A 21,502-nucleotide genomic window follows, 5' to 3' on the forward strand; every position below is an offset into this window, starting at 1 on the left:
GAGCGGCCGACGGGTCAGTTGTGGCCGAAGCGTCGCTGATGCTTGCGCGCCACGTCGGACGGGCTGCCCTGGGCCTGCGCCTGCGGCTGGTTCTGCGACTCGTACGCCGTCGACTTGGCCTGCTCCGCGCTCCGCTCCGACGCGGACGCGCGGTCGTTCTGGCTGCCCTGCTTGCGGTTCTTGTTCTTGGCCATGGTGAATGCCTCCTGTGGGGAATCCTGGGGGGCCAGGACCGCTGTCAGATTCACATAGCGCCGCAAACGCCGCATGTTGGATCATTACCGTGCGTAGTGGTTTCCGCAGTGGTGCCCGGTTCCGCCGCTCTCGCCCGGCCTTTCCGCGTCTTCGCGGCGCCTCGCGCGACGCGTCCCTGTTTCCCTTCTCCCCCTCCCCCCCTCTTCCCTTCCCGATCCGCCACGCCGATGATCCAGTTCCGGCCGTTAACCCCCGCGCGGTCGGGCAGACTCGAAGGAAACCCTGGGTAAGCGGACCCGGTCATCGAGGAGCGGGCCGCTGAACCGTTCCCGAATTCGGAAGAGGGTGGAACGCGTGGACCGTTGCGTCGTCCTGGTGGACGCCGGCTACTTGCTGGGCGCAGCCGCGAGTCTGCTGGCCGGAGAGCCCGCCCGTTCCCGCATCACCGTCGACCACGCGGCCCTCATCCAGGGGCTGCGCGAGCGCGCCGAGGCCGACACCCAACAGCCCCTGCTGCGCATCTACTGGTTCGACGGCGCCCCCGACCGGGTGCCCCAGCCCGAGCACCGCCGGCTCCGCGTGATGCCCCGCGTGACCGTCCGGCTCGGCGCCCTGACCCGCAGCGACGGGCGCTGGGCGCAGAAGGGCGTCGACGCGGCGATGCACGCCGAGCTGACCGAACTGGCCAGGAACCGGGCCTGCTCGGACGTGGTCCTGGTGACCGGTGACGGTGATCTGCTGCCCGGTCTGATGTCCGCCAAGGAACACGGGGTCGCCGTCCACCTCTGGGCCGTGCAGGCCGCCGACGGCGACTACAACCAGTCCGAGGACCTCGTCGCCGAGGCCGACGAACGGCGGGTCCTGGACCGGGCCTGGATCACCAAGGCCGTACGCGCCAAGGACCTCGGCGGCACCTGTGCCCCGCCGCCCGTCCCGCGCCCCGAGATCGCCGCGATCCTCTCCGCACCGCTGCCGGAGGCGGCCATCGCCGCCTCCGCCGAACGCGCCTCCGAGGCCCAGGCCGCCGCCGCCCGCAGCGGTGCCACCGCTCCCGCGGAGAACACCGGCGCTTCGTCGTCCGACACCCCCTCCGCCCCCGGACACAAGACCGTTCCCACGCCCAAGGACCTGGCCGCGCTGCGCGCCCACGCCACCCACCCGGACCGCCAGCACCCGCCCCAGCCCGCCAACGCCACGCTCCGCTGGTCCTCCGACAAGGGCTGGGTGGAGCGCGGCGGGCCCCTCGGCGAGCCGGCGGAGACCGCGTCCCTGCCGACCCTCGCCCAGGTCACCAGCGCCGAACAGCGCTGGGCGGACCGGGAGGAGGACATCACCACCGTCGGCGGCGACCCCTTCGAGGTGGGCCAGGTCTTCGCCCGCCGCTGGATGGAGCGCCTGCCGGAAACCGTCCACCTGCAGAAACTCTCCACCATGTACCCGCGCATCCCGCACCGGATCGACGGCGAACTGCTGCGTTACGCGGCCCGCTTCGGGCTCCTCGCCCACAAGGACGACCAGATCGACGAGCACGACCGGTACGCGATCCGGGCCGGCTTCTGGCGGGAGATCGACGTGCGGGCCGCCGCCGAGCACGTACCGGCGGGGGAGTAGCCGTCCCGCACCGTCCCGTGCCGCCCGGCGACGCGGGGTGGCCCCGGACGTGAACCGGGGCGTGTGACCCCGTACCCTCATACCTCGTGAGTACGGGCACTGCACAGGCGCAGAGGGACACCGGCACCGTGTGCGCGGTGCGTGATCTGGTCAAGACCTATCCCGCCGTCCGAGGCCGCCGGGGCGCCCCGCGACGCCCGAGATCCGCGCCACCGACAGCATCAGTCTGGACGTCGAGCGCGGCGAGATCTTCGGACTGCTCGGCCCCAACGGCGCCGGCAAGTCCACCCTGGTCCGCCAGCTCACCGGGCTGATGCGGCCCGACTCCGGCAGCGTCGAGGTGCTGGGCCACGACCTCGTACGCCACCCCGAGCGGGCCTCCCGGCTGATCGGCTACCTCGGGCAGGAGTCCACCGCCCTCGACGAACTGACCGTCTCGCTCGCCGCCGAGACCACCGGGCGGCTGCGCGGTCTCGCCGTCCGGGACGCGCGCGCCGAGCGCGACGCGGTCCTGGAGGAGCTGGGCCTCACCGCGATCGCCGGGCGGCCCCTGAAGAAGCTCTCCGGCGGTCAGCGGCGGCTCGCCTGCTTCGCCGCCACCCTGGTCGGCGACCGGCCCGTCCTCGTCCTCGACGAACCGACCACCGGAATGGACCCGGTCGCCCGCCGCGCCGTCTGGGCCGCCGTCGACCGCCGCCGGGCGGAGCGCGGGGCCACCGTCCTGCTGGTCACCCACAACGTGATCGAGGCCGAGACCGTCCTCGACCGGGTCGCCGTCCTCGAACGCGGCCGGGTCATCGCCTGCGACACCCCCGCCGGGCTCAAGGAACAGGTCGCCGGGGAGGTGCGCGTCGAGCTGGTCTGGCGCGAACGGGCCCCGCTGGATGTCCCCGAGGTGGCGGCCCTGCGGCCGTCCGCCCAGGAGTCCGGGCGGCGCTGGGTGCTGCGACTCGGGCCGGACGAGGCACGGGCGGCGGTCGCCGCGGTGACGGGCGGCGCGGCCTTCGCCGCGCTCGACGATTTCACCCTGGCCACGCCCAGCCTGGAGGATGTCTATCTCGCGCTCGGGGGAGACGCGGCCAATGCGACCAAGGGGCTGGTCAAGGCGTGAACGGCGTGATCGGCACGAGAGACGGCGTGGGCAGCGTGAACGCGATGTACGCAGGTGGCAGTTCGGACATGTCTCAGGGGGGCAGCCGCAGGTGACGAGCATCATTCCGGCCAGGACCGCACCGCCGAGCGTCCGGCCCGCGCCCGGCGCCACCGGTACGGGCCCCGCCCGTACCGTCGCCGCGCCCCTCGCGCCGCGCGCCCGGCTGCTGCCGTCGCTGGCCGCCGTCTACCGCGCCCAGCTCTCCCGGGCGCGCGTCGCCCGGATCCCGCTGCTCTTCGTGGCGACCTTCCAGTCCGTCGGGATCATGGTCCTGATGCGGGGCGTCGTCGACGGCGGTGCGGAGGCCCGCGCGGTGGTCGCGGGATCCAGCGTCCTGGTCGTCGCGTTCGTCGCGCTCAACCTGCTCGCCCAGTACTTCGGGCAGCTGCGGGCGGGCGGCGGGCTCGACCACTACGCCACCCTGCCGGTGCCGCCCGCCGCGGTGGTGCTCGGCGCGGCCGCCGCCTATGCCTCCTTCACCGTGCCCGGCACGGTCTTCACGGCGATCACCGGCAGCGTGCTGTTCCAGCTGCCGATGACCCATCTCTGGGTCCTGGTGGCCGTCGTCCCGCTCTCCGGGGCGGCCCTGGCCGGTCTCGGCGCCGCCCTCGGGCTGCTCGCCCCGCGCCCGGAGCTGGCGACGCTGCTGGGCCAGCTGGGGATGTCCGCCGCCCTGCTCCTCGGGGTGCTGCCGGCCGACCGGCTGCCGGAGCCGGTGGGGTGGGCGCGTGACCTGCTGCCCTCGACGTACGGGGTCGAGGCGCTGGCCCGGTCCTTCGACGCCCGCCCGGACTGGGGGCTCATCGCGTTCTTCCTGGCGATCTGCGCGGCGGTGGGGGTCCTCTCGCTGGCCGTGGCGACGTGGGCGTACCGGCGGGCCGCTGTACGGTAGGCCCGGGTGCGGCATCCGGTGAGGCGCCTCACCGGGTGGCCTGGCACGATGGCACGGTGACCGCACCTCTGACGCCGCCCCACCAGCCCGGCCCCCATGACCCGTGGCAGGCCCCGCCCTCGGGCTCCCACCCAGCGCCCTCGGTGGGCGGTCCGGACCACCCGGATACGGCCACGGAGCTCCGTCAGGCCGCCGTCGTCCTCGTTCTGGTCGCGCTCGCGGGCATCGTGCTCGGGCTGCTGTGGCTGTGGCTCGCGCCGCGTGTGCCGCTGGTCTCCGACGACACGGCCGTCTTCCTCAAGAACAGCGAGGGGGAGGAGGCGATCGGGGCGGACGGAACGTTCGTCCTGCTGGCCCTCGGCTTCGGCGCGCTCTCGGCCGCCGCCGTCTTCTGGCGGCTGCGTCGCGGGGGCGTCCTCGTGGTCGTGGGGCTGGCGGTGGGCGCGCTGCTCGCCTCGCTGGTGGCGTGGCGCGTCGGCATCTGGCTGGGACCGTCGTCCGACGTGGTGGCGCGGGCCCGGGAGGCCGGCCAGGGCGTGGCGTTCGACGCGCCGCTGGAGCTGCACTCGGTGGGGGTGGCGGTGCTGGCGTGGCCGTTCGCGGCGATGGGGATCCATCTGCTGCTCACGGCGGCGTTCGGGCCGCGGGATGTGGAGCCGGAGTGGGCGGGGCACTCGGGGTACGGGTCGTACTACGACGGGCCCGTGCAGGGGCCCCTGGCGGGGCCGTCTTCCGGGTCTTCGGGCGGGGGGACGCCTTCCGCGGGTGGGGGCGGGCCGGTCTAGGGGGCGCCTGCGGCGGGCTTGTCCCCTACCCGCCCCTTCCCGAGACCGGGGCGCTGCCCCGGGCCCCGCTCCTCAAGCGCCGGAGGGGCTGGAAGTGTGGGGCGCTGCCCCGGGCCCCGCTCCTCAAGCGCCGGAGGGGCTGGAAGTGTGGGGCGCTGCCCCGGGCCCCGCTCCTCAAGCGCCGGAGGGGCTGGAAGTGTGGGGCTCTGCCCCGGGCCCCGCTCCTCAAGCGCCGGAGGGGCTGGAAGTGTGGGGCTCCGCCCCCGTGACGGTGCTCAGGCGCTCCGCGCGATCTCCGCGAACACCGCCCCCGTCAGCTCCGCCAGATCCGTCGCGGCCAGTTCGACCTCCAGGCCGCGGCGGCCCGCCGACACGCAGATGGTGGCGTGGGCGCGCGCCGACGCGTCCAGCACCGTGCGCAGGCGCTTGCGCTGGCCCAGGGGGGAGATGCCGCCGCGCACGTAGCCGGTGGTGCGTTCCGCGGCGGCCGGGTCCGCCATCGTGGCGCGTTTGCCGCCCACTGCGGAGGCCAGGGCCTTGAGGTCCAGGGAGCCGGCCACCGGGACCACCGCGACCGTCAGGGTGCCGTCCACGTCCGCCACCAGGGTCTTGAAGACCCGGTCGGGGGAGACGCCCAGGGCCTCGGCGGCCTCCTCCCCGTAGGAGGGGGAGGCCGGGTCGTGGTCGTAGGCGTGGACCGTGAAGGCGGTGCCCGCCGCGGTCAGGGCGACCGTGGCCGGGGTGCCGCCCGACTGCTGCTTCTTGGTTTTCTTCGCCACCGGGGGCCGGTCCTCGTCAGTTGGGGTGGGTGGGGGCCCTGGTCAGGTCGGTCGCGGGGAGCGAGGGCAGGTACCGGATGACCGCGGTCTCCTTGCGCAGCAGCGTCAGCTCCTCGCGCAGTCGGGTCGCCGTGTCCGGGGCCTGGAGCAGCCGTTGCTTGGTGGGGACGTCCAGGACCGTCGCCGCCGCGACCAGGTAGGAGATCACGGACGGGTCGTCGGGGAGGTCGGCACCGGTCGCCAGCGACCGTTCGCTCGCCCCGGCCAGCCGCTTCTGGTAGGCGCGGAAGGCCCGCAGGACGCCCTCGGCGAGCGCTCCCGCCTCGTCCCCCTCGTCCTCGCCCGGCGGTTCCTCGGTCAGTTCCTCGACCTCGGCGGTCAGATACGGGCCGCTCGCCTCGACGGACAGCAGCCTGACCCGGGTGGTGCCGGTGGCCAGGACCTCGAAGCTGCCGTCGGCGCGCTCGCGGATCGTCGCCGCGTCGGCGACGCAGCCCACTCGGTGGAAGGTCTGGATGGGGTCGGGGCCGAAGCCCTCCGCCGGGGCGCGCTCGGGGGGAGGGGCGGCCGCGACGGTGTCCGGCATGCCGGTGGCCGTCGGGGCGGTCTCGCGGCCGTCGCGGATCGCGACCACGACGAAGCGGCGAGGTTCGTCCTCGTCGCTCTTCAGCAGTTCCCGCATCATGGCGCGATATCGCTCTTCGAAGACGTTGAGCGGCAGCACCAGGCCGGGGAACAGCACCGCGTTGAGCGGGAAAAGGGGAAGGCGGGCGGTGGTCACAACGCTCAAGCGTAATGGCCCCGGGGGCGGCCGTGGTCGGCCCGGTTGCGCAACGGGGTCAGGGAGGCCGCCTGGAGCCGTGCGCCGTCCCGCGCGTCCAGGAACCGGCCGAGCGCGTCCTCGGACACCGACGACCACGGGAACGACGTCGCGTGCAGGCCGATCAGGTTGAACTGGTGCAGCGCCTCCGCCCAGCGCCCCCGGGCCAGCAGGACGTACGCGAGGAGGTTGCGGACCTCGGCCGGCCACGGATCGCCGGGCCGGTAGGCGGCGGAGAGCCTGATCGCCAGGTCGGCCGCCGCGTCGATCCGCTCCTCCAGTACGGAGGTGGTGCGGCCCGCCGCCTGGGTGTCCAGGAGCAGCGCGAAGGCCGCCCGGGCGGGGAGCGCCTGCACCAGGGAGTCGGGCAGCGCGTCCTCGGCGGCCTGCTCGGCGAAGTCGAAGCATTCGCGGTGCGAGCCGTACCAGGCGGCGGAGAGGTAGCGCAGGGCCGCCACATGGCAGCCGTAGTGGTGCGCGGAGCGCCGTACGGCCTGCTCCCACAGCGCTTCGAAGGCGGTGTGCGTGGCGTGGGTGCCGCGTGCGTGGTCCAGGGCGAGCCGCCACGGCACGGGGTCGCGCGGGGCCGCGTCGGCGGCGGCGGTGATCAGCGGGCCGACCTCGCGGAGCCGCTCCGCGCGGGCGGGCGACTCCCAGGCCCGGCGGACCGACAGCTCCGCCTTGACCAGCAGCGCGTCCGGGTCGCGCGGGGCGGCGGCCAGCCAGTCGACGAGCCAGCCGTCCCGGCCGCGGGCGAAGGCGACGAGCCGGCCGAGGTAGCGGTCCCGGTTCTCCCAGTCGGCGGCGGACCGGGTGGTGGCGAGCAGCTCGGCGGCGGGTTCCCAGTCTCCCAGGGCAGCGGCGACCAGCGCGGGAGAGAGCCGCTCGTCCGGGGCGTCGAGCAGCACCGCGTCTTCCGCGGACAGTCCGGCGGACAGCGGAGGGCTGTGCCGGATCATGCGCGCGGTACTGAGCAGAGCGCGAAGGAAGGCCATGGTGCAGACCATTGAAAAGCGCTGGTGAGGGCCGCGCCAGGGGTGTGCTGTGAAGCTTCTGTGCCGAGTGAATGGGTTGTATCGGACCCGGTCAAGAAAGGGCAAAGGAAATGTCCTTCGCTGGCTTGATCGCACCCTCCCGTGACGCTCGCCCCTCCCTCCGGCCGCGGGGCGCGGGCGGCCGGGCCCCTGGCCCCGACCGCCCCACAGCCTGCTGAAGAGCCCTCCGCGGTCAGCCCCTGCGCAGCATCCGGGATGCCCCCGCCGCCACGGTGGTGGCCAGAACCCACCCCACCAGCACCAGACCGGCCGCGGCCCACTGCCAGGCGTCCTCCATCCGCCAGTAGCCGTCCTGCCCGAGGTTGATCACCGGGATCAGCAGATCCAGCGCGTACAGGGCGGGGTTCCACTGCGGATGCTCCTCGCCCTTGATGGAGGGCGGAACGTGCTGCGCGAACGCCGCCGTGCCCGCCGCCCACAGCACCGCCATCCACACCGCCGCCCGCCCCGGCCGGTAGCCGTACGCCACCGTCCAGTCCTGGAGGTAGCCCCACGCCTTCGCGGCGGGCGGCAGCGTCTCGCGGCGGCGGCGCTGCTTGGCCAGCAACACCTCGCGCGCGTCCGCGTCCTCGCCGCAACTGCGCATCACCGTGGCCAGCCGCTCGTACGGCTCGGGGACGTACTCCGGCGTCGCGGCCTGCACCCATTCGAGCCGCCGCGAGAGCGGGAAGTGGCCGTAGGGGACGAGGTTCTCGTAGACGAAACCGCCCATGGCCAGACCGCCCGGGCCCGGCCAGCTCGTCGACAGGTCGATCAGGGTCACCACCTTCGCGCCGTTCAGCACGACCCGGCCCTCCTCCGGGCGCTCCGCGTTGAACCGGAGCTCCGGCGTCACGATCCGGCGCAGCGACAGCTCCTCCTGCCGGGTCATGGTGAACCGGGCCTTGTGCAGGTCCACCGCGTCCCCGAACCGCCCGTCGTCGAGGCGCACCCCGCCCCGGCACTCGAAGATCTGCGAGCGGGTGCCGCGCGCCGGCGTCGGGGCGTAGACCACGCCGTACGGGGGAGTGGTGCCCTGGTTCCCCGTGTCGACGCTCACCCACGCCTCGGTCATGTAGAGCGTGCGCTCCACCGTCAGCTGCGGGGCGTTCAGCGCGCGACGGTCCTCCGCGGCGCGCAGCCGGCTGCCGCGCAGGCTCAGCGAACCGCCCACCTTCGCCCCGCGCAGGCTCAGCTCGCCGAGCGTCTCGATCATCTCGGCCTGGAGGTCCTGGGCGACCGACATGCCGTCCCCGACGATGGCCCGGCCGTGCCGGTCCGGGCCGACGCTGAGCTGGTTGATCAGCAGATCCGTCCCGATCTGGGCGTCGGTCAGCCGGATGCCCCGGTCGACCCGGCAGCGCGGCAGATGCAGATCGCCCTCCGTGCGCAGCCGCGCGGCCTCCAGCCGGGGCAGCGCGCACCCCACCAGCCGCAGGGTCGTGAAGTGGCACTCCGGGAACGACACCTCCTGCTCGAAGCGGCAACCGGTCAGCTCCACGTACGGAGCCACCCGGCCGCCCGCCAGATCCAGCTTTCCGGTGATCCGCACCCCCCGGAGCTTCAGCGCCGCCACCCGGCCGGGTCGGGCCGGCGGGCCGCTCAGCAGCAGCCGCGCCACCGTGCGCGCGCCGACGCTCCGCTCGGGCCCCCACACCTGCGGGGCGAACGGGTCGTTGTGGGTCGGGTCGTAGCTGCGTAAGTCGTAGGTGGTTCCGTTGCGGAAGGACTGCCACATGCCCAGCTCCGCTGCGCTGAGGCCGTCCGGGATATCGCCTTCGTGCGGCTCGGTCACGGCCGCTCCCTCCGTGCACACATGCTGTAGTGCTGTTCTTCCCTCCGTGTAACGCCGTGAAAGCTAGCGGTCAGCAGTGACAGTCGGACATGGCCGAGACGCGTATCGGCCAGTGGTACGGGCGACCGGTATCAGCCACTGATACGGGCGACCGGCCGCTCCGAGCGGTCTGAGAGAATTGCCGTGTGATCTCTCGAATCGATCTGCGCGGTGACGCCCTCCCCGAGGGCGCCGCCCTGCGCGACCTGCTGCCCCGTGCCGAGTTCGACGTGGAAGCCGCCCTGGAGACGGTGCGGCCCATCTGCGAGGACGTGCGCCATCGTGGCTCCGCGGCAGTGATCGACTGGGGGGAGAAGTTGGACGGCGTCCGGATCGAGTCGATCCGGGTGCCCGTCGACGCCATCTCCCGCGCTCTCCAGGAGCTGGACCCGGCCGTCCGGGCGGCCCTGGAGGAGTCGATCCGCCGCGCCCGCCTCGTCCACCGCGAGCAGCGCCGCACCACGCACACCACCCAGGTCGTCCCCGGCGGCACCGTCACCGAGAAGTGGGTGCCCGTCGAGCGCGTCGGGCTCTACGTCCCCGGCGGCCGCTCGGTCTACCCCTCCTCCGTCGTGATGAACGTGGTCCCCGCCCAGGAGGCCGGCGTCGAGGGCGTCGCCGTCGCCTCCCCGCCGCAGAAGGACTTCGGCGGGCTGCCGCACCCCACGATCCTCGCCGCCTGCGCCCTGCTCGGCGTCGACGAGGTGTACGCCGCCGGCGGCTCCCAGGCCGTCGCGATGTTCGCGTACGGCACCGAGGACTGCCTCCCGGTCAACCTGGTCACCGGCCCCGGCAACATCTACGTCGCCGCCGCCAAGCGCCTCCTCAAGGGCCGCATCGGCATCGACGCCGAGGCCGGACCCACCGAGATCGCCATCCTCGCCGACGCCACCGCCGACCCGGCGCACGTGGCCGCCGACCTGATCAGCCAGGCCGAGCACGACCCGATGGCCGCCGCCGTCCTGGTCACCGACTCCGAGGAGCTGGCCGCCGCCACCGAGGCCGAGCTGGCCCCCCAGGTCGCCGCCACCAAGCACATCAAGGACCGCGTCGAGCCCGCCCTCGCCGGCCGCCAGTCCGCCATCGTCCTGGTCTCCTCCATCGAGGACGGCCTCAAGGTCGTCGACGCGTACGGCGCCGAGCACCTGGAGATCCAGACCACCGACGCGGCCGCCGTCGCCGACCGGGTCCGCAACGCCGGAGCGATCTTCGTCGGCCCCTGGTCGCCCGTCTCGCTCGGCGACTACTGCGCCGGCTCCAACCACGTCCTGCCCACCGGCGGCTGCGCCTGCCACTCCTCGGGCCTCTCCGTGCAGTCCTTCCTGCGCGGCATCCACATCGTCGACTACAGCCGCGACGCGCTCGCGGAGGTCACCCACCACGTGGTGACCCTCGCCGAGGCGGAGGACCTCCCCGCCCACGGCGCCGCCCTCAAGGCAAGGTTCGGCTGGAAGGTCCCGCAGCAGTGAGAGACGACCACGTGCCCGGCAACCCCTGGGACGAGCTCCCCATCCGCGACGAGCTGCGCGGCCAGTCCCCGTACGGCGCGCCCCAGCTCGACGTCCCCGTACGCCTCAACACCAACGAGAATCCCTACCCGCTCCCCGAAGCCCTGGTCGACCGGATCGCCGAGCGGGTCCGCGAGGCCGCCCGCGGCCTCAACCGCTACCCCGACCGGGACGCCGTCGAGCTCCGCACCGAGCTGGCCCGCTACCTGTCCCGCACGGCGGGACACCCGGTGAGCACGGTCAACGTATGGGCCGCCAACGGCTCCAACGAGGTCCTCCAGCAGCTGCTCCAGACCTTCGGCGGGCCCGGCCGCACCGCGATCGGCTTCGAACCCTCGTACTCCATGCACGCCCTGATCTCCCGGGGCACCGGCACCGGCTGGATCTCCGGGCCGCGCAACGACGACTTCACCATCGACGTCGAGGCCGCCCGCGCCGCCATCGCCGAGCACCGCCCCGAGGTCGTCTTCATCACCTCGCCCAACAACCCCACCGGCACCGCCGTCGACGCCGACACCGTCCTCGCGCTCTACGACGCCGCACAGGCCGCCGGGCCGTCGATCGTCGTCGTCGACGAGGCGTACGGCGAGTTCAGCCACCACCCCTCGCTGCTCCCGCTGATCGAGGGCCGCCGCAACCTGATCGTCTCCCGGACCATGTCCAAGGCGTTCGGCGCCGCCGGGCTGCGCCTGGGCTACCTCGCCGCCGACCCGGCGGTGGTCGACGCGGTCCAGCTGGTACGGCTGCCGTACCACCTCTCCTCCGTCACCCAGGCCACCGCGCTCGCCGCCCTGGAGCACACCGATACGCTGCTGGGGTACGTCGCGCAGCTCAAGGGCGAGCGCGACCGGCTGGTGGCCGAGCTGCGCGCCACCGGCTACGAGGTCACCGACTCGGACGCCAACTTCGTCCAGTTCGGCCGCTTCGACGACAGCCACGCCGTCTGGCAGCGGATCCTCGACCGGGGCGTCCTGGTCCGGGACAACGGCGTACCGGGATGGCTGCGGGTCACCGCGGGCACCCCGGCAGAGAACGACGCGTTCCTCGATGCGGTACGCGAACTCAAGAAGGAGCACGACGCATGAGCCCCCGCGTAGGCCGCGTGGAACGCACCACGAAGGAAACGTCCGTGCTGGTCGAGATCAACCTCGACGGCACCGGCAAGGTCGATGTCGCCACCGGGGTCGGCTTCTACGACCACATGCTCGACCAGCTCGGCCGCCACGGCCTCTTCGACCTCACGGTCAAGACCGAGGGCGACCTGCACATCGACAGCCACCACACCATCGAGGACACCGCGCTCGCGCTCGGCGCCGCCTTCAAGCAGGCCCTCGGCGACAAGGTCGGCATCTACCGCTTCGGCAACTGCACCGTCCCGCTGGACGAGTCGCTCGCCCAGGTCACCGTCGACCTCTCCGGCCGCCCCTACCTCGTGCACACCGAGCCCGAGAAGATGGCGCCGATGATCGGCGAGTACGACACGACGATGACCCGGCACATCCTGGAGTCCTTCGTCGCCCAGGCGCAGATCGCCCTGCACGTCCACGTGCCGTACGGACGCAACGCCCACCACATCGTGGAGTGCCAGTTCAAGGCGCTCGCCCGCGCCCTGCGGTACGCCAGCGAGCACGACCCGCGCGCCGCCGGCATCCTGCCCTCCACGAAGGGCGCCCTGTGACCGGCCTCAACACCATCCTGATCGTCGTCGGCCTCTTCCTGGCCGGCGGCGTCTACTCCTTCGCGAAGCAGGGGATGCCCAAGGGCGTCATCGTGCTGCTGTCGATCGGCTCCGTGATGTGCCTGGTGGCGGGCATCCTGCGGATCCAGGGCCTGTGGGACTGAGGGGCACGCTGTGACTGACACGAAGAAGGTCGTCGTCTTCGACTACGGCTTCGGCAACGTCCGTTCCGCCGAGCGGGCCCTCGCCCACGTCGGCGCGGACGTCGAGATCACCCGCGACTACGACCGCGCGATGAACGCCGACGGGCTCCTCGTCCCCGGCGTCGGCGCGTTCTCCGCCTGCATGGACGGGCTGAAGAGGGCCCGCGGCGACTGGATCGTCGGCCGCAGGCTCTCCGGCGGCCGCCCCGTCATGGGCATCTGCGTCGGGATGCAGATCCTCTTCGAGCGCGGCATCGAGCACGGCGTGGAGACCGAGGGCCTGGACGAATGGCCCGGCACGGTCGGCCCCCTGAAGGCCGACGTCGTCCCGCACATGGGGTGGAACACCGTCGAGGCCCCCGAGGACTCCCGGCTCTTCGCGGGCCTGGACGCCGAAGCGCGGTACTACTTCGTGCACTCCTACGCCGCGCACGACTGGTCCCTCGAAGTGACCAACGCCAAGATCCGTGCACCCAAGGTCACCTGGGCCACGCACGGCGAACGGTTCGTGGCCGCCGTGGAGAACGGTGCGCTGTGGGCCACCCAGTTCCACCCCGAGAAGTCCGGCGATGCCGGCGCCCAGCTGCTGACCAACTGGATCGAGACGCTGTAATGCCGAAGCTTGAACTGCTCCCCGCCGTCGACGTCCGTGACGGCCAGGCCGTCCGCCTCGTGCACGGCGAGTCCGGCTCCGAGACCTCCTACGGCTCCCCGCTGGAGGCCGCCCTCGCCTGGCAGCGCGCCGGCGCCGAGTGGCTGCACCTCGTCGACCTGGACGCCGCCTTCGGCACCGGCGACAACCGCGCCCTGATCGCCGAGGTCGCCGGGGCCATGGACATCAAGGTCGAGCTGTCCGGCGGCATCCGCGACGACGCCTCGCTCGCCGCCGCCCTCGCCACCGGCTGCCGCCGGGTCAACCTCGGCACCGCCGCGCTGGAGACCCCCCAGTGGGTCGCCAAGGTCATCGCCGAGCACGGTGACAAGATCGCGGTCGGCCTCGACGTCCGCGGCACCACCCTGCGCGGCCGGGGCTGGACCCGCGACGGCGGCGACCTCTACGAGACCCTCGCCCGCCTCGACGCCGAGGGCTGCGCCCGCTACGTCGTCACCGACATCGCCAAGGACGGCACCCTGGAGGGGCCCAACCTGGGCCTGCTGCGGGACGTCTGCGCCGCCACCGACCGCCCGGTCGTCGCCTCCGGCGGGGTCTCCTCGCTCGACGACCTCCGCGCGATCTCCCTCCTCGTCCCCGAGGGCGTCGAGGGCGCGATCGTCGGCAAGGCGCTGTACGCGAAGGCGTTCACGCTGGAAGAGGCCCTCAAGGCGGTCGCCGCATGACCGATTCTCCTGGGTCCACCGAAGCTTCCTCCGTACGCCGGATCTCCACCGGCGCCCCCTGGGAGGAGAAGTTCGGCTACTCGCGTGCGGTCGAACTGCCCAACGGCCTCGTCCTGGTCGCCGGCTGCACCTCCGTGGTCAACGGCCAGATCTCCGCGGGCTCCCCGTACGAGCAGGCCATCACCTCCTTCGACGTCGCCTTCGCGGCGCTGGAGCAGGTGGGCCTCTCCCGCGAGGACGTCGTCCGCACCCGGATGTACATCACGCACGCCCGGGACGTGGAGGACATCGGCCGCGCCCACAAGGAGCTGTTCGACGCCGTGCGCCCCGCCGCCTCCATGATCATCGTGTCCGGTTTCGTGGACCCGAGCCTGGTCGTCGAGGTCGAGGTCGAGGCCTACCGGGGAGGCGCGAAGTGAGCCTCGCCGTACGGGTCATCCCCTGCCTGGACGTCGACAACGGCCGGGTCGTCAAGGGCGTCAACTTCCAGAACCTGCGCGACGCGGGCGACCCCGTCGAGATGGCCAAGCTGTACGACGCCGAGGGCGCCGACGAGCTGACCTTCCTCGACATCACCGCCTCCAGCGGCGACCGCGAGACGACGTACGACGTGGTCCGTCGCACCGCCGAGCAGGTCTTCATCCCGCTCACCGTCGGCGGCGGCGTCCGCACCCCCGACGACGTCGACAAGCTGCTGCGCGCCGGGGCGGACAAGGTCGGCGTGAACACCGCCGCCATCGCCCGCCCCGACCTCATCCGTGAGATCGCCGAACGCTTCGGACGCCAGGTCCTGGTCCTCTCCGTCGACGCCCGCCGCACCGCGGAGGGCACGTTCGAGGTCACCACGCACGGCGGTCGCAAGGGCACCGGCATCGACGCCGTCGAGTGGGCCCACCGCGCCGCCGAGCTGGGCGCGGGCGAGATCCTGCTCAACTCGATGGACGCCGACGGCACGAAGGACGGCTACGACACCGAGATGATCGAGGCGGTACGGGGGCACGTCACCGTCCCCGTCGTCGCCTCCGGCGGCGCGGGCCGGCTCGCCGACTTCGCCCCGGCGATCGAGGCGGGGGCCGACGCGGTGCTCGCCGCGTCCGTCTTCCACTTCGGTGACCTGCGGATCGCCGAGGTCAAGAGCGCTCTGCGGGAAGCGGGCCACCCGGTCCGCTGAGCACGTGACGAGAACCGGCGGTGTCACCGGCCCACCCGAGGCCGGTGATACCGCCGATGCGCGTTCACGGGACGCGGCGTGAGAGTGGCGACCGCCGACGGACGACGTCGGCGGCCACGCGGCGCACCCCGAGCCCCCGGACGACGGGCTTCGTGGGCCTCGCGTGGCGTGGTTCCGCCACCACCGAGAGGATCCCCCTCGTGCAGCAGCACCTCCTCCCCTCGCACCAGCACCCCCCGCGCCCGAGCCGCCCCCGGGCGCTCGCGGGTCTGCTGACCGCCGCCGCGGCCACCGCGGGTCTCCTGATGACCGCCCTGGTCCCGGGCGCCCAGGCCGCCGCCAACCCCTACGAGCGCGGGCCCGCCCCCACCAACGCCTCCATCGAGGCGAGCCGCGGCTCCTACGCCACCTCGCAGACCTCCGTCTCCTCGCTCGCCGTGAGCGGGTTCGGCGGCGGCACGATCCACTACCCGACCTCCACCGCCGACGGCACGTTCGGCGCGGTCGTCATCTCGCCGGGCTTCACCGCCTACGAGTCCTCCATCGCCTGGCTCGGCCCCCGCCTGGCGTCCCAGGGCTTCGTGGTCTTCACCATCGACACCACCACCACGCTCGACCAGCCCGACAGCCGGGGCCGCCAACTCCTCGCCGCCCTGGACTACCTGACGCAGCGCAGCTCGGTGCGGACCCGGGTCGACGCCTCCCGGCTCGGGGTGATGGGCCACTCGATGGGGGGCGGCGGCAGCCTGGAGGCGGCCAAGAGCCGCACCTCGCTGAAGGCGGCGATCCCGCTGACCGGCTGGAACACCGACAAGACGTGGCCCGAACTGCGTACGCCCACCCTCGTGGTGGGTGCGGACGGGGACTCGGTAGCCCCTGTCGCCACGCACTCCGAGCCGTTCTACGAGTCGCTTCCCGGCTCCCTGGACAAGGCGTACCTGGAGCTGCGCGGCGCCTCGCACTTCACGCCGAACAGCTCCAACACGACGATCGCGAAGTACAGCGTTTCCTGGCTGAAGCGATTCATCGACGACGACACCCGCTACGAGCAGTTCCTCTGCCCGCTCCCGCAGCCGAGCCTGACCATCGCGGAGTACCGGGGCAACTGCCCGCACACCGCGTGATCCCGGCGTCCTCCAGCCCTGCCGCGCTGTGCTCCGGCACAGCGCGGCAGGGCTCCGGCTGGGAGCGCGCACCGCACCGGGCCGTCCCCACCGGGTACCTGGACGCGGCGCTTCCACCCTCGCCGACGCGACCGTACGGTGCCGGTGTGACCCCATCGACGACCGCGCCCAGTCCGCTCCGGCTGTACGGCCGGGACGATGAACTCGCCACTCTGGCAAGTATGTTGGAGGTGCTGTGGCAGGGCGGGGGAGGTGCGCTCGTGCTGGCCGCGCCGCCCGGTCTCGGCCGTACGGCGCTGCTGCGCGCCGCCGCCGACGCACACCGGGACCGAGGCCCCGTGCTGTACGCCACGGCCGCCTCCACCGGACGGCCCGTCCCTGGTGCCGGGCCGGTCGCCCTGCTCGGCCCGTCCCTCACCGCCGGCCTGTCGCCCGCTGTCCCGTACCCGGTCATCACCCCCGAGGCGCTCGCCCGCCGGCTGCGGGAACCGGGCACCGGGCACCCCCTGTTGGTCTGCGCCGACGACGCGCACGCCTGGGACCCGGCGTCCAGGTCCGCGCTCGCCCTCGCGGCCCGCGGGCTGGGCCCGGGCAGCCGGACCGCCGTCCTGCTCTCGGCCGCCGACGGCACCGCCTTCGCCGGGCTGCCCACGCTCCACCTCGCACCCCTGGACGAGGGGGCGGCCTCGGCGCTCCTGGACCGGCTGACCGGCGGGACGACGGCCCTCGGGGCGGCTCCTGGTACGACCCCCAAAACGGCCCCCCGTGCGGCCCTCGGGTCGACTCCCGGTGCGGCGCCCGGAATGGTCCCGGGTACGGCCTCCGGTACGGCTTTCGGGTCGGCTCCCGCCATGGCCCTTGGCGCGGCTTTCGGCGCGGCGCCCGGAATGGCCCCCGGCACGGCCCCCGGCACGGCCCCCGGCACGGAGGGGATCGACCCGGTCGTGCGGGCCGAGCTGCTCCGTGAGGCGGCCGGAAACCCGCGCCTGCTCGCCGGGCTCACCGGACGCCTCACCCCGGACCAGCTCGCCGGCCGCACCCCGCTGCCCTTCCCCCTTCCCGGCGGTGAGGCGGTGCTCGCCGCCCACGCCGAACGGCTCGACGGCCTCCCGGACCGGACCCGCACCCTGCTCCTGCTCGCCGCCGCGGCCCAGGAGCACGAGCCGGAGGGCGCCGGGGCGGACGCCCTGCTCCTGCTGTGCGCGGGCACCCGCTGCGGACTGCCCCGGGACTTCCTGGACCAGGCCCTGTACGGCGCCGCAGCCACCGACGGCCTCCTCCAACGGGCGGGCAGCCGGGCCCACTTCGCCCACCGCCTCGTCGCCCGCGCCGTACTCCACCACGCCCCCCGGTCCCACCGCCGCGCCGCCCACGAACTGCTCGCCGCCCTGCTGACGGGGACCGGCGACCGGGTCCTCCCGCGAGCCTCCTCCGCGCCTCCTCCGGACGCCGCGGCCGCCACCGCACCCCCACCCGTCCCGCTGGCCGCCCTCGTCCAGCGGGCCTGTGCCGCGTCCGGGCCGGACGCCGCGCTGGCCGCCCGGCTCGAAGCGGCCGCCGGAGCCCCCATCCCGCACGCCGAACGTTCCGCCGCCCTGGTCCGCGCCGCTCTCCTCTCCACCGAACCGGCGCTGCGGGCGGCCCGCCTCGCCGCGGCGGCCGAGCAGGCGGGGCTCGCGGGCGACCCGGCCCTGGCCCGGGCCCTGCTGGCCAGGACCGGACCCCGGACGCCCGGCGCGGCGGGGCCGGCCCCCCAGCCCGCTCGGGGCCTCGCCCCCTACGTCCACGGCATGCTGGCCCTGCGCTCCGGGCCGGCGGCGGACGCCCACGAAGCGCTGCTCGCCGCGGCCGCGCTGCTCGGCCCGCACGATCCCCGCCGGACCCTCGACGCCCTCCTCGGTGCGGCCGAGGCCGCCTGGGCGGCGGGGGACGCGCTCGGCTACCTGGACGCCATGAACCGTCTCGCCCGCACCCCGCTGGAACCGGGCCTGGAGCACTACCGGGCCGGCATGTGCGCCGTGCTCGAAGGCCGCACCGCCGAGGGCCACGCCCTGCTCCGCCGCTGCCTCGACCCCGCCCAGGACCCCGGCGCCCCGGCCGCGCTGCTCCGGGCCGGGGTCGCGGCGCTGGTCCTCGGGGACGTCGCCGCCGCCTGCCGCGCGGGCGCCCGCGCGCTCGCCGCCGTACGGACCAGGGGCCCCGACGCGCTGCTGCCCCAGGCGCTCGAACACCTCGCCTACGCCGAACTGCGGGCCGGGCGCCACGCCGGTGCGCGGGCCCACGCCCTGGAGGGGCTGCACGCCGCCCGCCGTACGGGGCAGCCCAACAGCTCCGCCCATCTGCACGCCGTGCTCGCCCTCGCGGCCTCAGTGGCGGGGCCCGCCGAGGCATGCGCCGCGCACGCCGACGCCGCGCTGACCGGGGCGGGGCCGCACGGGCTGGCCCAGGCCGTCACCCTCGCCACCTGGGCGCGGGCCCGCGCGGACCTGGCCTCCGGACGGCCCGGCGAGGCGGCCGCCCGGCTGGCCCCCCTCGTCGGGACCGGCCCCGGCCGAGGCCACTTCGCCGCCCGGATGCTCGCCGTGCCCTGCTGGGTCGAGGCCGCCGTGCTGGGCGGCCGACAGCCCGAGGAGTCCCGCGAACTCCACGCTGCCGTCGACGCGTTCGCGTCCTGGGCCGACCGGACCGCCGACCCGGGGGCGCCCGCCCAACTGGCCCGCTGCCGGGCCCTGCTGGCCCCTGCCGACGAGGCCGACGCCCGCTACGCCGAGGCCCTGGCCCACCACGGCCGGGCGGGCGGCGACTTCGAACGGGCCCGCACCCAGCTGCTGTACGGGCAGTGGCTGCGCCGCCGTCGGCGCACCCGCGAGGCCCGCGGCCCGCTGCGTGACGCCCTGGTCGCCTTCCAGTGCTGCTCGGCCCGTGCCTGGGCCGACCGGGCGGCCGGGGAGCTGCGGGCGGCGGGGGAGCAGGTCGGGGCCCCACGGAGCGCGGCGGACGGACCGCTGGCGGCGCTCACCCCCCAGCAGCTGCGCATCGCCCGCTGCGTCGCCGAAGGGGCCACCAACAGGGAAGTGGCGCTGCGGCTGTCGCTCAGCCCCCGCACGGTCGACCACCACCTCCGCAACGTCTTCGCCGCCCTCGGCATCCGCTCCCGCACCGAACTGGCCCGGCTGCTGGGGCCGGTGCACTGACCCGCGGGGTTGTTCGCGCGGCCGGCCGGGGTGGGGTCGCCGTCAACGGCGAGGCAGCGGCCGCGCCTGTCCCCGTGGCCGGTGCCGCTCGGCGTACGACCAGGTCACCGCGGTCATCAGGGCCGGGATGGCGAACAGCGGAGCGAAGGCGAAGCCCCAGACCGTCTGTGCCGTACCGCTCGACAGGTACGTCTGGCTCTCGACGGTCACGGCGACCACGAGCTGCCACAACGCCACCAGGACCAGGGCGCCCGAGGCGGTCCAGGCCAGCGGGGCGAGGGCCCTCGGGGGAGCGGTCGCCACCGGTCGCTGACGAGCAGCAGCGGAGACAGTGCGGCCAGCTCGGCGAGGACGGAGAGGCCGACGACGTACGCGATGCCCCAACCCGGGATGTCGAAGACGTCGCGCAGCACCTGGTCGCTGTAGCCCACGGGGACACCGGAAGCCATGGCGATGCGCCACAGGCCGGACGGGACGGCGCACAGAGCGATCGCGTGGGCGGCGCGGCGAGCCCAGACGGGCGCGGAGGCGGGAAGGGATGGGGCCGTCGGCGTCATGACGTCCATGCTGGTCCCGAGCACGGCAGCCGCGCTTCGTCCGCTGCGGCGGACCGTCTCCGCACTGCGGATGAGGGGTGTACCCGCCGGGGAGGACCTGGAGCCCTCGGAAGGGATGAGAGCGGTCGGGGAGGAATCGGACCTGGTCGCCGGTGTGACGGGGAGCTGGACGCGGTCGGTTGCGAGACCGTGATGACGAGTTCCGCGCAGACCCCTAGGTACCGACTGGGCGGTATGTCATTCTGCGGGCGTCAGGATCGTGTCGCCGCGCTCGCGCCCCGCCCGGGCCGGGTGCCGGGCCCGCCGCTCGCGCGGCCGGTCGATTCCCGGTGGAGGCCGCCATGCCACAGGTCGTACGTTCGCGGATCGGGCGCCGCACGGCCCGTCCCCGGCAACGCCGTTGCCGCACCGTTTCCGGTCCCTGGCCGACCGCGAGGCCGTCGAGGTGCTGCATCGGGCCGCCCGGGCCCTCGTCGCCGCGCTGCCGGCCCTCACCGACCGGCTCGTCGAAGCCCTGTACGCCCAGGAGCCCGGCTACCGGGCGGCCATCGACTCCGGTCGGGCCGAGGTCTGGCAGGAGGTCCACGCCTCGCTGCGGCACAACGTAGGTTCCCTGATCCAGCCCCGGGAGTTCCGGGAGTCCGCCCACCGCACCTCCCGCTGGATCGGTGAGATCCGCGCCGAGCAGGGCGTGCCGCTCGACGCCGTCCTGCACGCCTTCCGGATGGGCGGCGCGATGGTCTGGCAGGACCTCGTGGACGAGACCGCCCGGCGCGACCCCGACGACGTGCGGCTGCTCGTCCATGTCGCAGCCGACGTGTGGAACTTCGTCGATGAGCACTGCGGGATCGTCGCGGACGCCTACCGGCAGGCCGAGCGGCGGCTGTCCTGGCGGCGCGAGAACCGGCAGCGGCTCATGGTCGCCGCGCTGCTGGACGGGACCGCCCGGATCGCGGACCTCGCCGAGGCGGCCGCGATGCTGGGCCTGCCGGAGCAGGGCCGCTACGCCGTGCTCGCGGTGGCCGCCGCCCCGCGCGGTCCGGGGCCCGCCGCCCGCCCGCCGCTGACGCTGCCCGGCGGCCCGGAAGCCCCGGCGCTCTGGCACCCGGGCCCGGAAGCCGAGTTCGCGATCCTGCCGCTGGCGGGCCCGCCCGGCGAGCTGGGGGCACTGGCCGCCGCGCTGGACGTACCGGCCGGCGTCCGGGCCGGGATCGGCTCCGCGGTCGAGGGCCTGGCCGCCCTCGGCGACGCCCGACGGCTGGCCGAGACAGCGCTGCGTGCCTGCCCCGCGACCGGGGGCGCCGTCCTGCTCGACGAGCACCTCCCGGACGCCCTGGTCGTGTCGTCCCCGGCGCTCGCCGGGGCGCTCGCCGACCGGGTGCTGGGCCCGCTGGACCGGCTGGACCCCGCCGACCGCGACGTCATCGTGGAGACCCTCACCGCCTGGCTGGACGCGGACGGCTCGGCGCAGCGGGCGGGCGCGAAGCTCTACTGCCACCGCAACACCGTCCTCAACCGGCTCCGCCGCTTCGAGCAGCTCACCGGCCGCTGTCTGTCCCGCCCCCGGGACGCGGTCGAGATCTCGCTCGCCCTGGCGGCGCGGCGGCTGCTCGGCACCTGAGGAGC

General features: G+C 74.4%; 18 protein-coding genes and 3 pseudogenes. 15 read left to right on the forward strand and 6 right to left on the reverse strand.

Annotated elements, in window-relative coordinates; translation table 11 throughout:
- Nucleotides 1-14 precede the first annotated feature (14 nt).
- Entirely contained in the window at nucleotides 15-194 is a 180-nt protein-coding gene (locus tag AC3CH1_RS28170; RefSeq protein ID WP_488465471.1) for a hypothetical protein, read from the reverse strand.
- A 346-nt stretch (nucleotides 195-540) separates the two neighbouring features.
- Here AC3CH1_RS28170 and AC3CH1_RS28175 point away from each other — a divergent pair, with 346 nt between their 5' ends.
- The 4 genes and pseudogenes from AC3CH1_RS28175 to AC3CH1_RS28190 all read left to right on the forward strand — a co-directional run bounded on the left by AC3CH1_RS28175 (nucleotide 541) and on the right by AC3CH1_RS28190 (nucleotide 4,636).
- Nucleotides 541-1,806, forward strand: a complete 1,266-nt coding sequence (locus AC3CH1_RS28175; RefSeq protein WP_488465472.1) for an NYN domain-containing protein — start codon at nucleotides 541-543, stop codon at nucleotides 1,804-1,806.
- Between the two features lie 86 nt (nucleotides 1,807-1,892).
- Nucleotides 1,893-2,917 (forward strand): annotated as a pseudogene (locus tag AC3CH1_RS28180) (ABC transporter ATP-binding protein).
- A gap of 91 nt (nucleotides 2,918-3,008) precedes the next feature.
- Nucleotides 3,009-3,851, forward strand: a complete 843-nt coding sequence (locus AC3CH1_RS28185) for an ABC transporter permease (protein WP_488465473.1) — start codon at nucleotides 3,009-3,011, stop codon at nucleotides 3,849-3,851.
- Nucleotides 3,852-3,886: 35 nt separating this feature from the next.
- On the forward strand, nucleotides 3,887-4,636 hold the full coding sequence (locus tag AC3CH1_RS28190; RefSeq protein WP_488465474.1) for an ABC transporter permease: 750 nt from the start codon (nucleotides 3,887-3,889) through the stop codon (nucleotides 4,634-4,636).
- A 275-nt stretch (nucleotides 4,637-4,911) separates the two neighbouring features.
- Here AC3CH1_RS28190 and ybaK read toward each other — a convergent pair whose 3' ends face one another.
- The 4 genes from ybaK to AC3CH1_RS28210 all read right to left on the reverse strand — a co-directional run bounded on the left by ybaK (nucleotide 4,912) and on the right by AC3CH1_RS28210 (nucleotide 9,064).
- Entirely contained in the window at nucleotides 4,912-5,415 is a 504-nt protein-coding gene (ybaK, locus tag AC3CH1_RS28195; RefSeq protein WP_488465475.1) for a Cys-tRNA(Pro) deacylase, read from the reverse strand.
- 16 nt (nucleotides 5,416-5,431) lie between these two features.
- Nucleotides 5,432-6,196: an LON peptidase substrate-binding domain-containing protein gene (locus AC3CH1_RS28200; protein ID WP_488465476.1), complete on the reverse strand. Its 765-nt coding sequence runs from the start codon at nucleotides 6,194-6,196 to the stop codon at nucleotides 5,432-5,434.
- A 5-nt stretch (nucleotides 6,197-6,201) separates the two neighbouring features.
- A complete protein-coding gene (locus tag AC3CH1_RS28205; RefSeq protein ID WP_488465477.1) occupies nucleotides 6,202-7,242 on the reverse strand; it encodes a hypothetical protein in 1,041 nt (346 codons plus the stop codon).
- Between the two features lie 220 nt (nucleotides 7,243-7,462).
- Nucleotides 7,463-9,064: an oxidoreductase gene (locus AC3CH1_RS28210; RefSeq protein WP_488465478.1), complete on the reverse strand. Its 1,602-nt coding sequence runs from the start codon at nucleotides 9,062-9,064 to the stop codon at nucleotides 7,463-7,465.
- 185 nt (nucleotides 9,065-9,249) lie between these two features.
- Here AC3CH1_RS28210 and hisD point away from each other — a divergent pair, with 185 nt between their 5' ends.
- The 10 genes from hisD (at nucleotide 9,250) to AC3CH1_RS28260 (ending at nucleotide 19,319) form a co-directional block, all read left to right on the forward strand.
- The gene (hisD, locus tag AC3CH1_RS28215) at nucleotides 9,250-10,572 is read left to right on the forward strand and encodes a histidinol dehydrogenase (RefSeq protein ID WP_488465479.1); all 1,323 of its coding nucleotides are present in this window, start codon (nucleotides 9,250-9,252) and stop codon (nucleotides 10,570-10,572) included.
- Nucleotides 10,569-11,696 carry a histidinol-phosphate transaminase gene (locus AC3CH1_RS28220; protein ID WP_488465480.1) on the forward strand — a complete coding sequence of 376 codons (1,128 nt, stop codon included), beginning with the start codon at nucleotides 10,569-10,571 and terminating at the stop codon, nucleotides 11,694-11,696. The genes hisD and AC3CH1_RS28220 overlap by 4 nt, the downstream gene beginning before the upstream one ends.
- The gene (hisB, locus tag AC3CH1_RS28225) at nucleotides 11,693-12,289 is read left to right on the forward strand and encodes an imidazoleglycerol-phosphate dehydratase HisB (RefSeq protein WP_015607963.1); all 597 of its coding nucleotides are present in this window, start codon (nucleotides 11,693-11,695) and stop codon (nucleotides 12,287-12,289) included. The genes AC3CH1_RS28220 and hisB overlap by 4 nt, the downstream gene beginning before the upstream one ends.
- Complete coding sequence (locus tag AC3CH1_RS28230; RefSeq protein ID WP_003969742.1) at nucleotides 12,286-12,453, forward strand: hypothetical protein; 168 nt, start codon at nucleotides 12,286-12,288, stop codon at nucleotides 12,451-12,453. The genes hisB and AC3CH1_RS28230 overlap by 4 nt, the downstream gene beginning before the upstream one ends.
- A 10-nt stretch (nucleotides 12,454-12,463) precedes the next feature.
- Complete coding sequence (gene hisH, locus AC3CH1_RS28235; RefSeq protein ID WP_018957512.1) at nucleotides 12,464-13,105, forward strand: imidazole glycerol phosphate synthase subunit HisH; 642 nt, start codon at nucleotides 12,464-12,466, stop codon at nucleotides 13,103-13,105.
- On the forward strand, nucleotides 13,105-13,830 hold the full coding sequence (gene priA, locus AC3CH1_RS28240; RefSeq protein ID WP_488465481.1) for a bifunctional 1-(5-phosphoribosyl)-5-((5-phosphoribosylamino)methylideneamino)imidazole-4-carboxamide isomerase/phosphoribosylanthranilate isomerase PriA: 726 nt from the start codon (nucleotides 13,105-13,107) through the stop codon (nucleotides 13,828-13,830). Before hisH ends, priA begins: the two co-directional genes overlap by 1 nt.
- Nucleotides 13,827-14,249, forward strand: a complete 423-nt coding sequence (locus AC3CH1_RS28245) for a RidA family protein (protein ID WP_488465482.1) — start codon at nucleotides 13,827-13,829, stop codon at nucleotides 14,247-14,249. The genes priA and AC3CH1_RS28245 overlap by 4 nt, the downstream gene beginning before the upstream one ends.
- Nucleotides 14,246-15,001 carry an imidazole glycerol phosphate synthase subunit HisF gene (gene hisF, locus AC3CH1_RS28250; RefSeq protein WP_488465483.1) on the forward strand — a complete coding sequence of 252 codons (756 nt, stop codon included), beginning with the start codon at nucleotides 14,246-14,248 and terminating at the stop codon, nucleotides 14,999-15,001. The genes AC3CH1_RS28245 and hisF overlap by 4 nt, the downstream gene beginning before the upstream one ends.
- Before the next feature lie 200 nt (nucleotides 15,002-15,201).
- On the forward strand, nucleotides 15,202-16,125 hold the full coding sequence (bdeA, locus tag AC3CH1_RS28255; protein WP_488465484.1) for a bis(hydroxyethyl) terephthalate hydrolase: 924 nt from the start codon (nucleotides 15,202-15,204) through the stop codon (nucleotides 16,123-16,125).
- A 146-nt stretch (nucleotides 16,126-16,271) separates the two neighbouring features.
- Nucleotides 16,272-19,319 carry a LuxR C-terminal-related transcriptional regulator gene (locus tag AC3CH1_RS28260; protein WP_488465485.1) on the forward strand — a complete coding sequence of 1,016 codons (3,048 nt, stop codon included), beginning with the start codon at nucleotides 16,272-16,274 and terminating at the stop codon, nucleotides 19,317-19,319.
- A 42-nt stretch (nucleotides 19,320-19,361) separates the two neighbouring features.
- On the opposite strand, the pseudogene AC3CH1_RS28265 reads toward AC3CH1_RS28260, so the two are convergent.
- Nucleotides 19,362-19,885 (reverse strand): annotated as a pseudogene (locus tag AC3CH1_RS28265) (hypothetical protein).
- A 332-nt stretch (nucleotides 19,886-20,217) separates the two neighbouring features.
- Here AC3CH1_RS28265 and AC3CH1_RS28270 point away from each other — a divergent pair.
- Nucleotides 20,218-21,497, forward strand: a pseudogene (locus AC3CH1_RS28270) (PucR family transcriptional regulator).
- The last annotated feature ends 5 nt before the right edge of the window (nucleotides 21,498-21,502 follow it).

The sequence above is a fragment of the Streptomyces sp. MGP-P1 genome, from assembly GCF_057766565.1.

Bases quoted from the DNA above. Each gene is read 5' to 3' on its own strand.
- AC3CH1_RS28170 (WP_488465471.1), bottom strand. From the start codon at position 194: ATGGCCAAGAACAAGAACCGCAAGCAGGGCAGCCAGAACGACCGCGCG.
- AC3CH1_RS28205 (WP_488465477.1), bottom strand. From the start codon at position 7,242: ATGGTCTGCACCATGGCCTTCCTTCGCGCTCTGCTCAGTACCGCGCGC.
- hisB (WP_015607963.1), top strand. From the start codon at position 11,693: ATGAGCCCCCGCGTAGGCCGCGTGGAACGCACCACGAAGGAAACGTCC.
- priA (WP_488465481.1), top strand. From the start codon at position 13,105: ATGCCGAAGCTTGAACTGCTCCCCGCCGTCGACGTCCGTGACGGCCAG.
- AC3CH1_RS28245 (WP_488465482.1), top strand. From the start codon at position 13,827: ATGACCGATTCTCCTGGGTCCACCGAAGCTTCCTCCGTACGCCGGATC.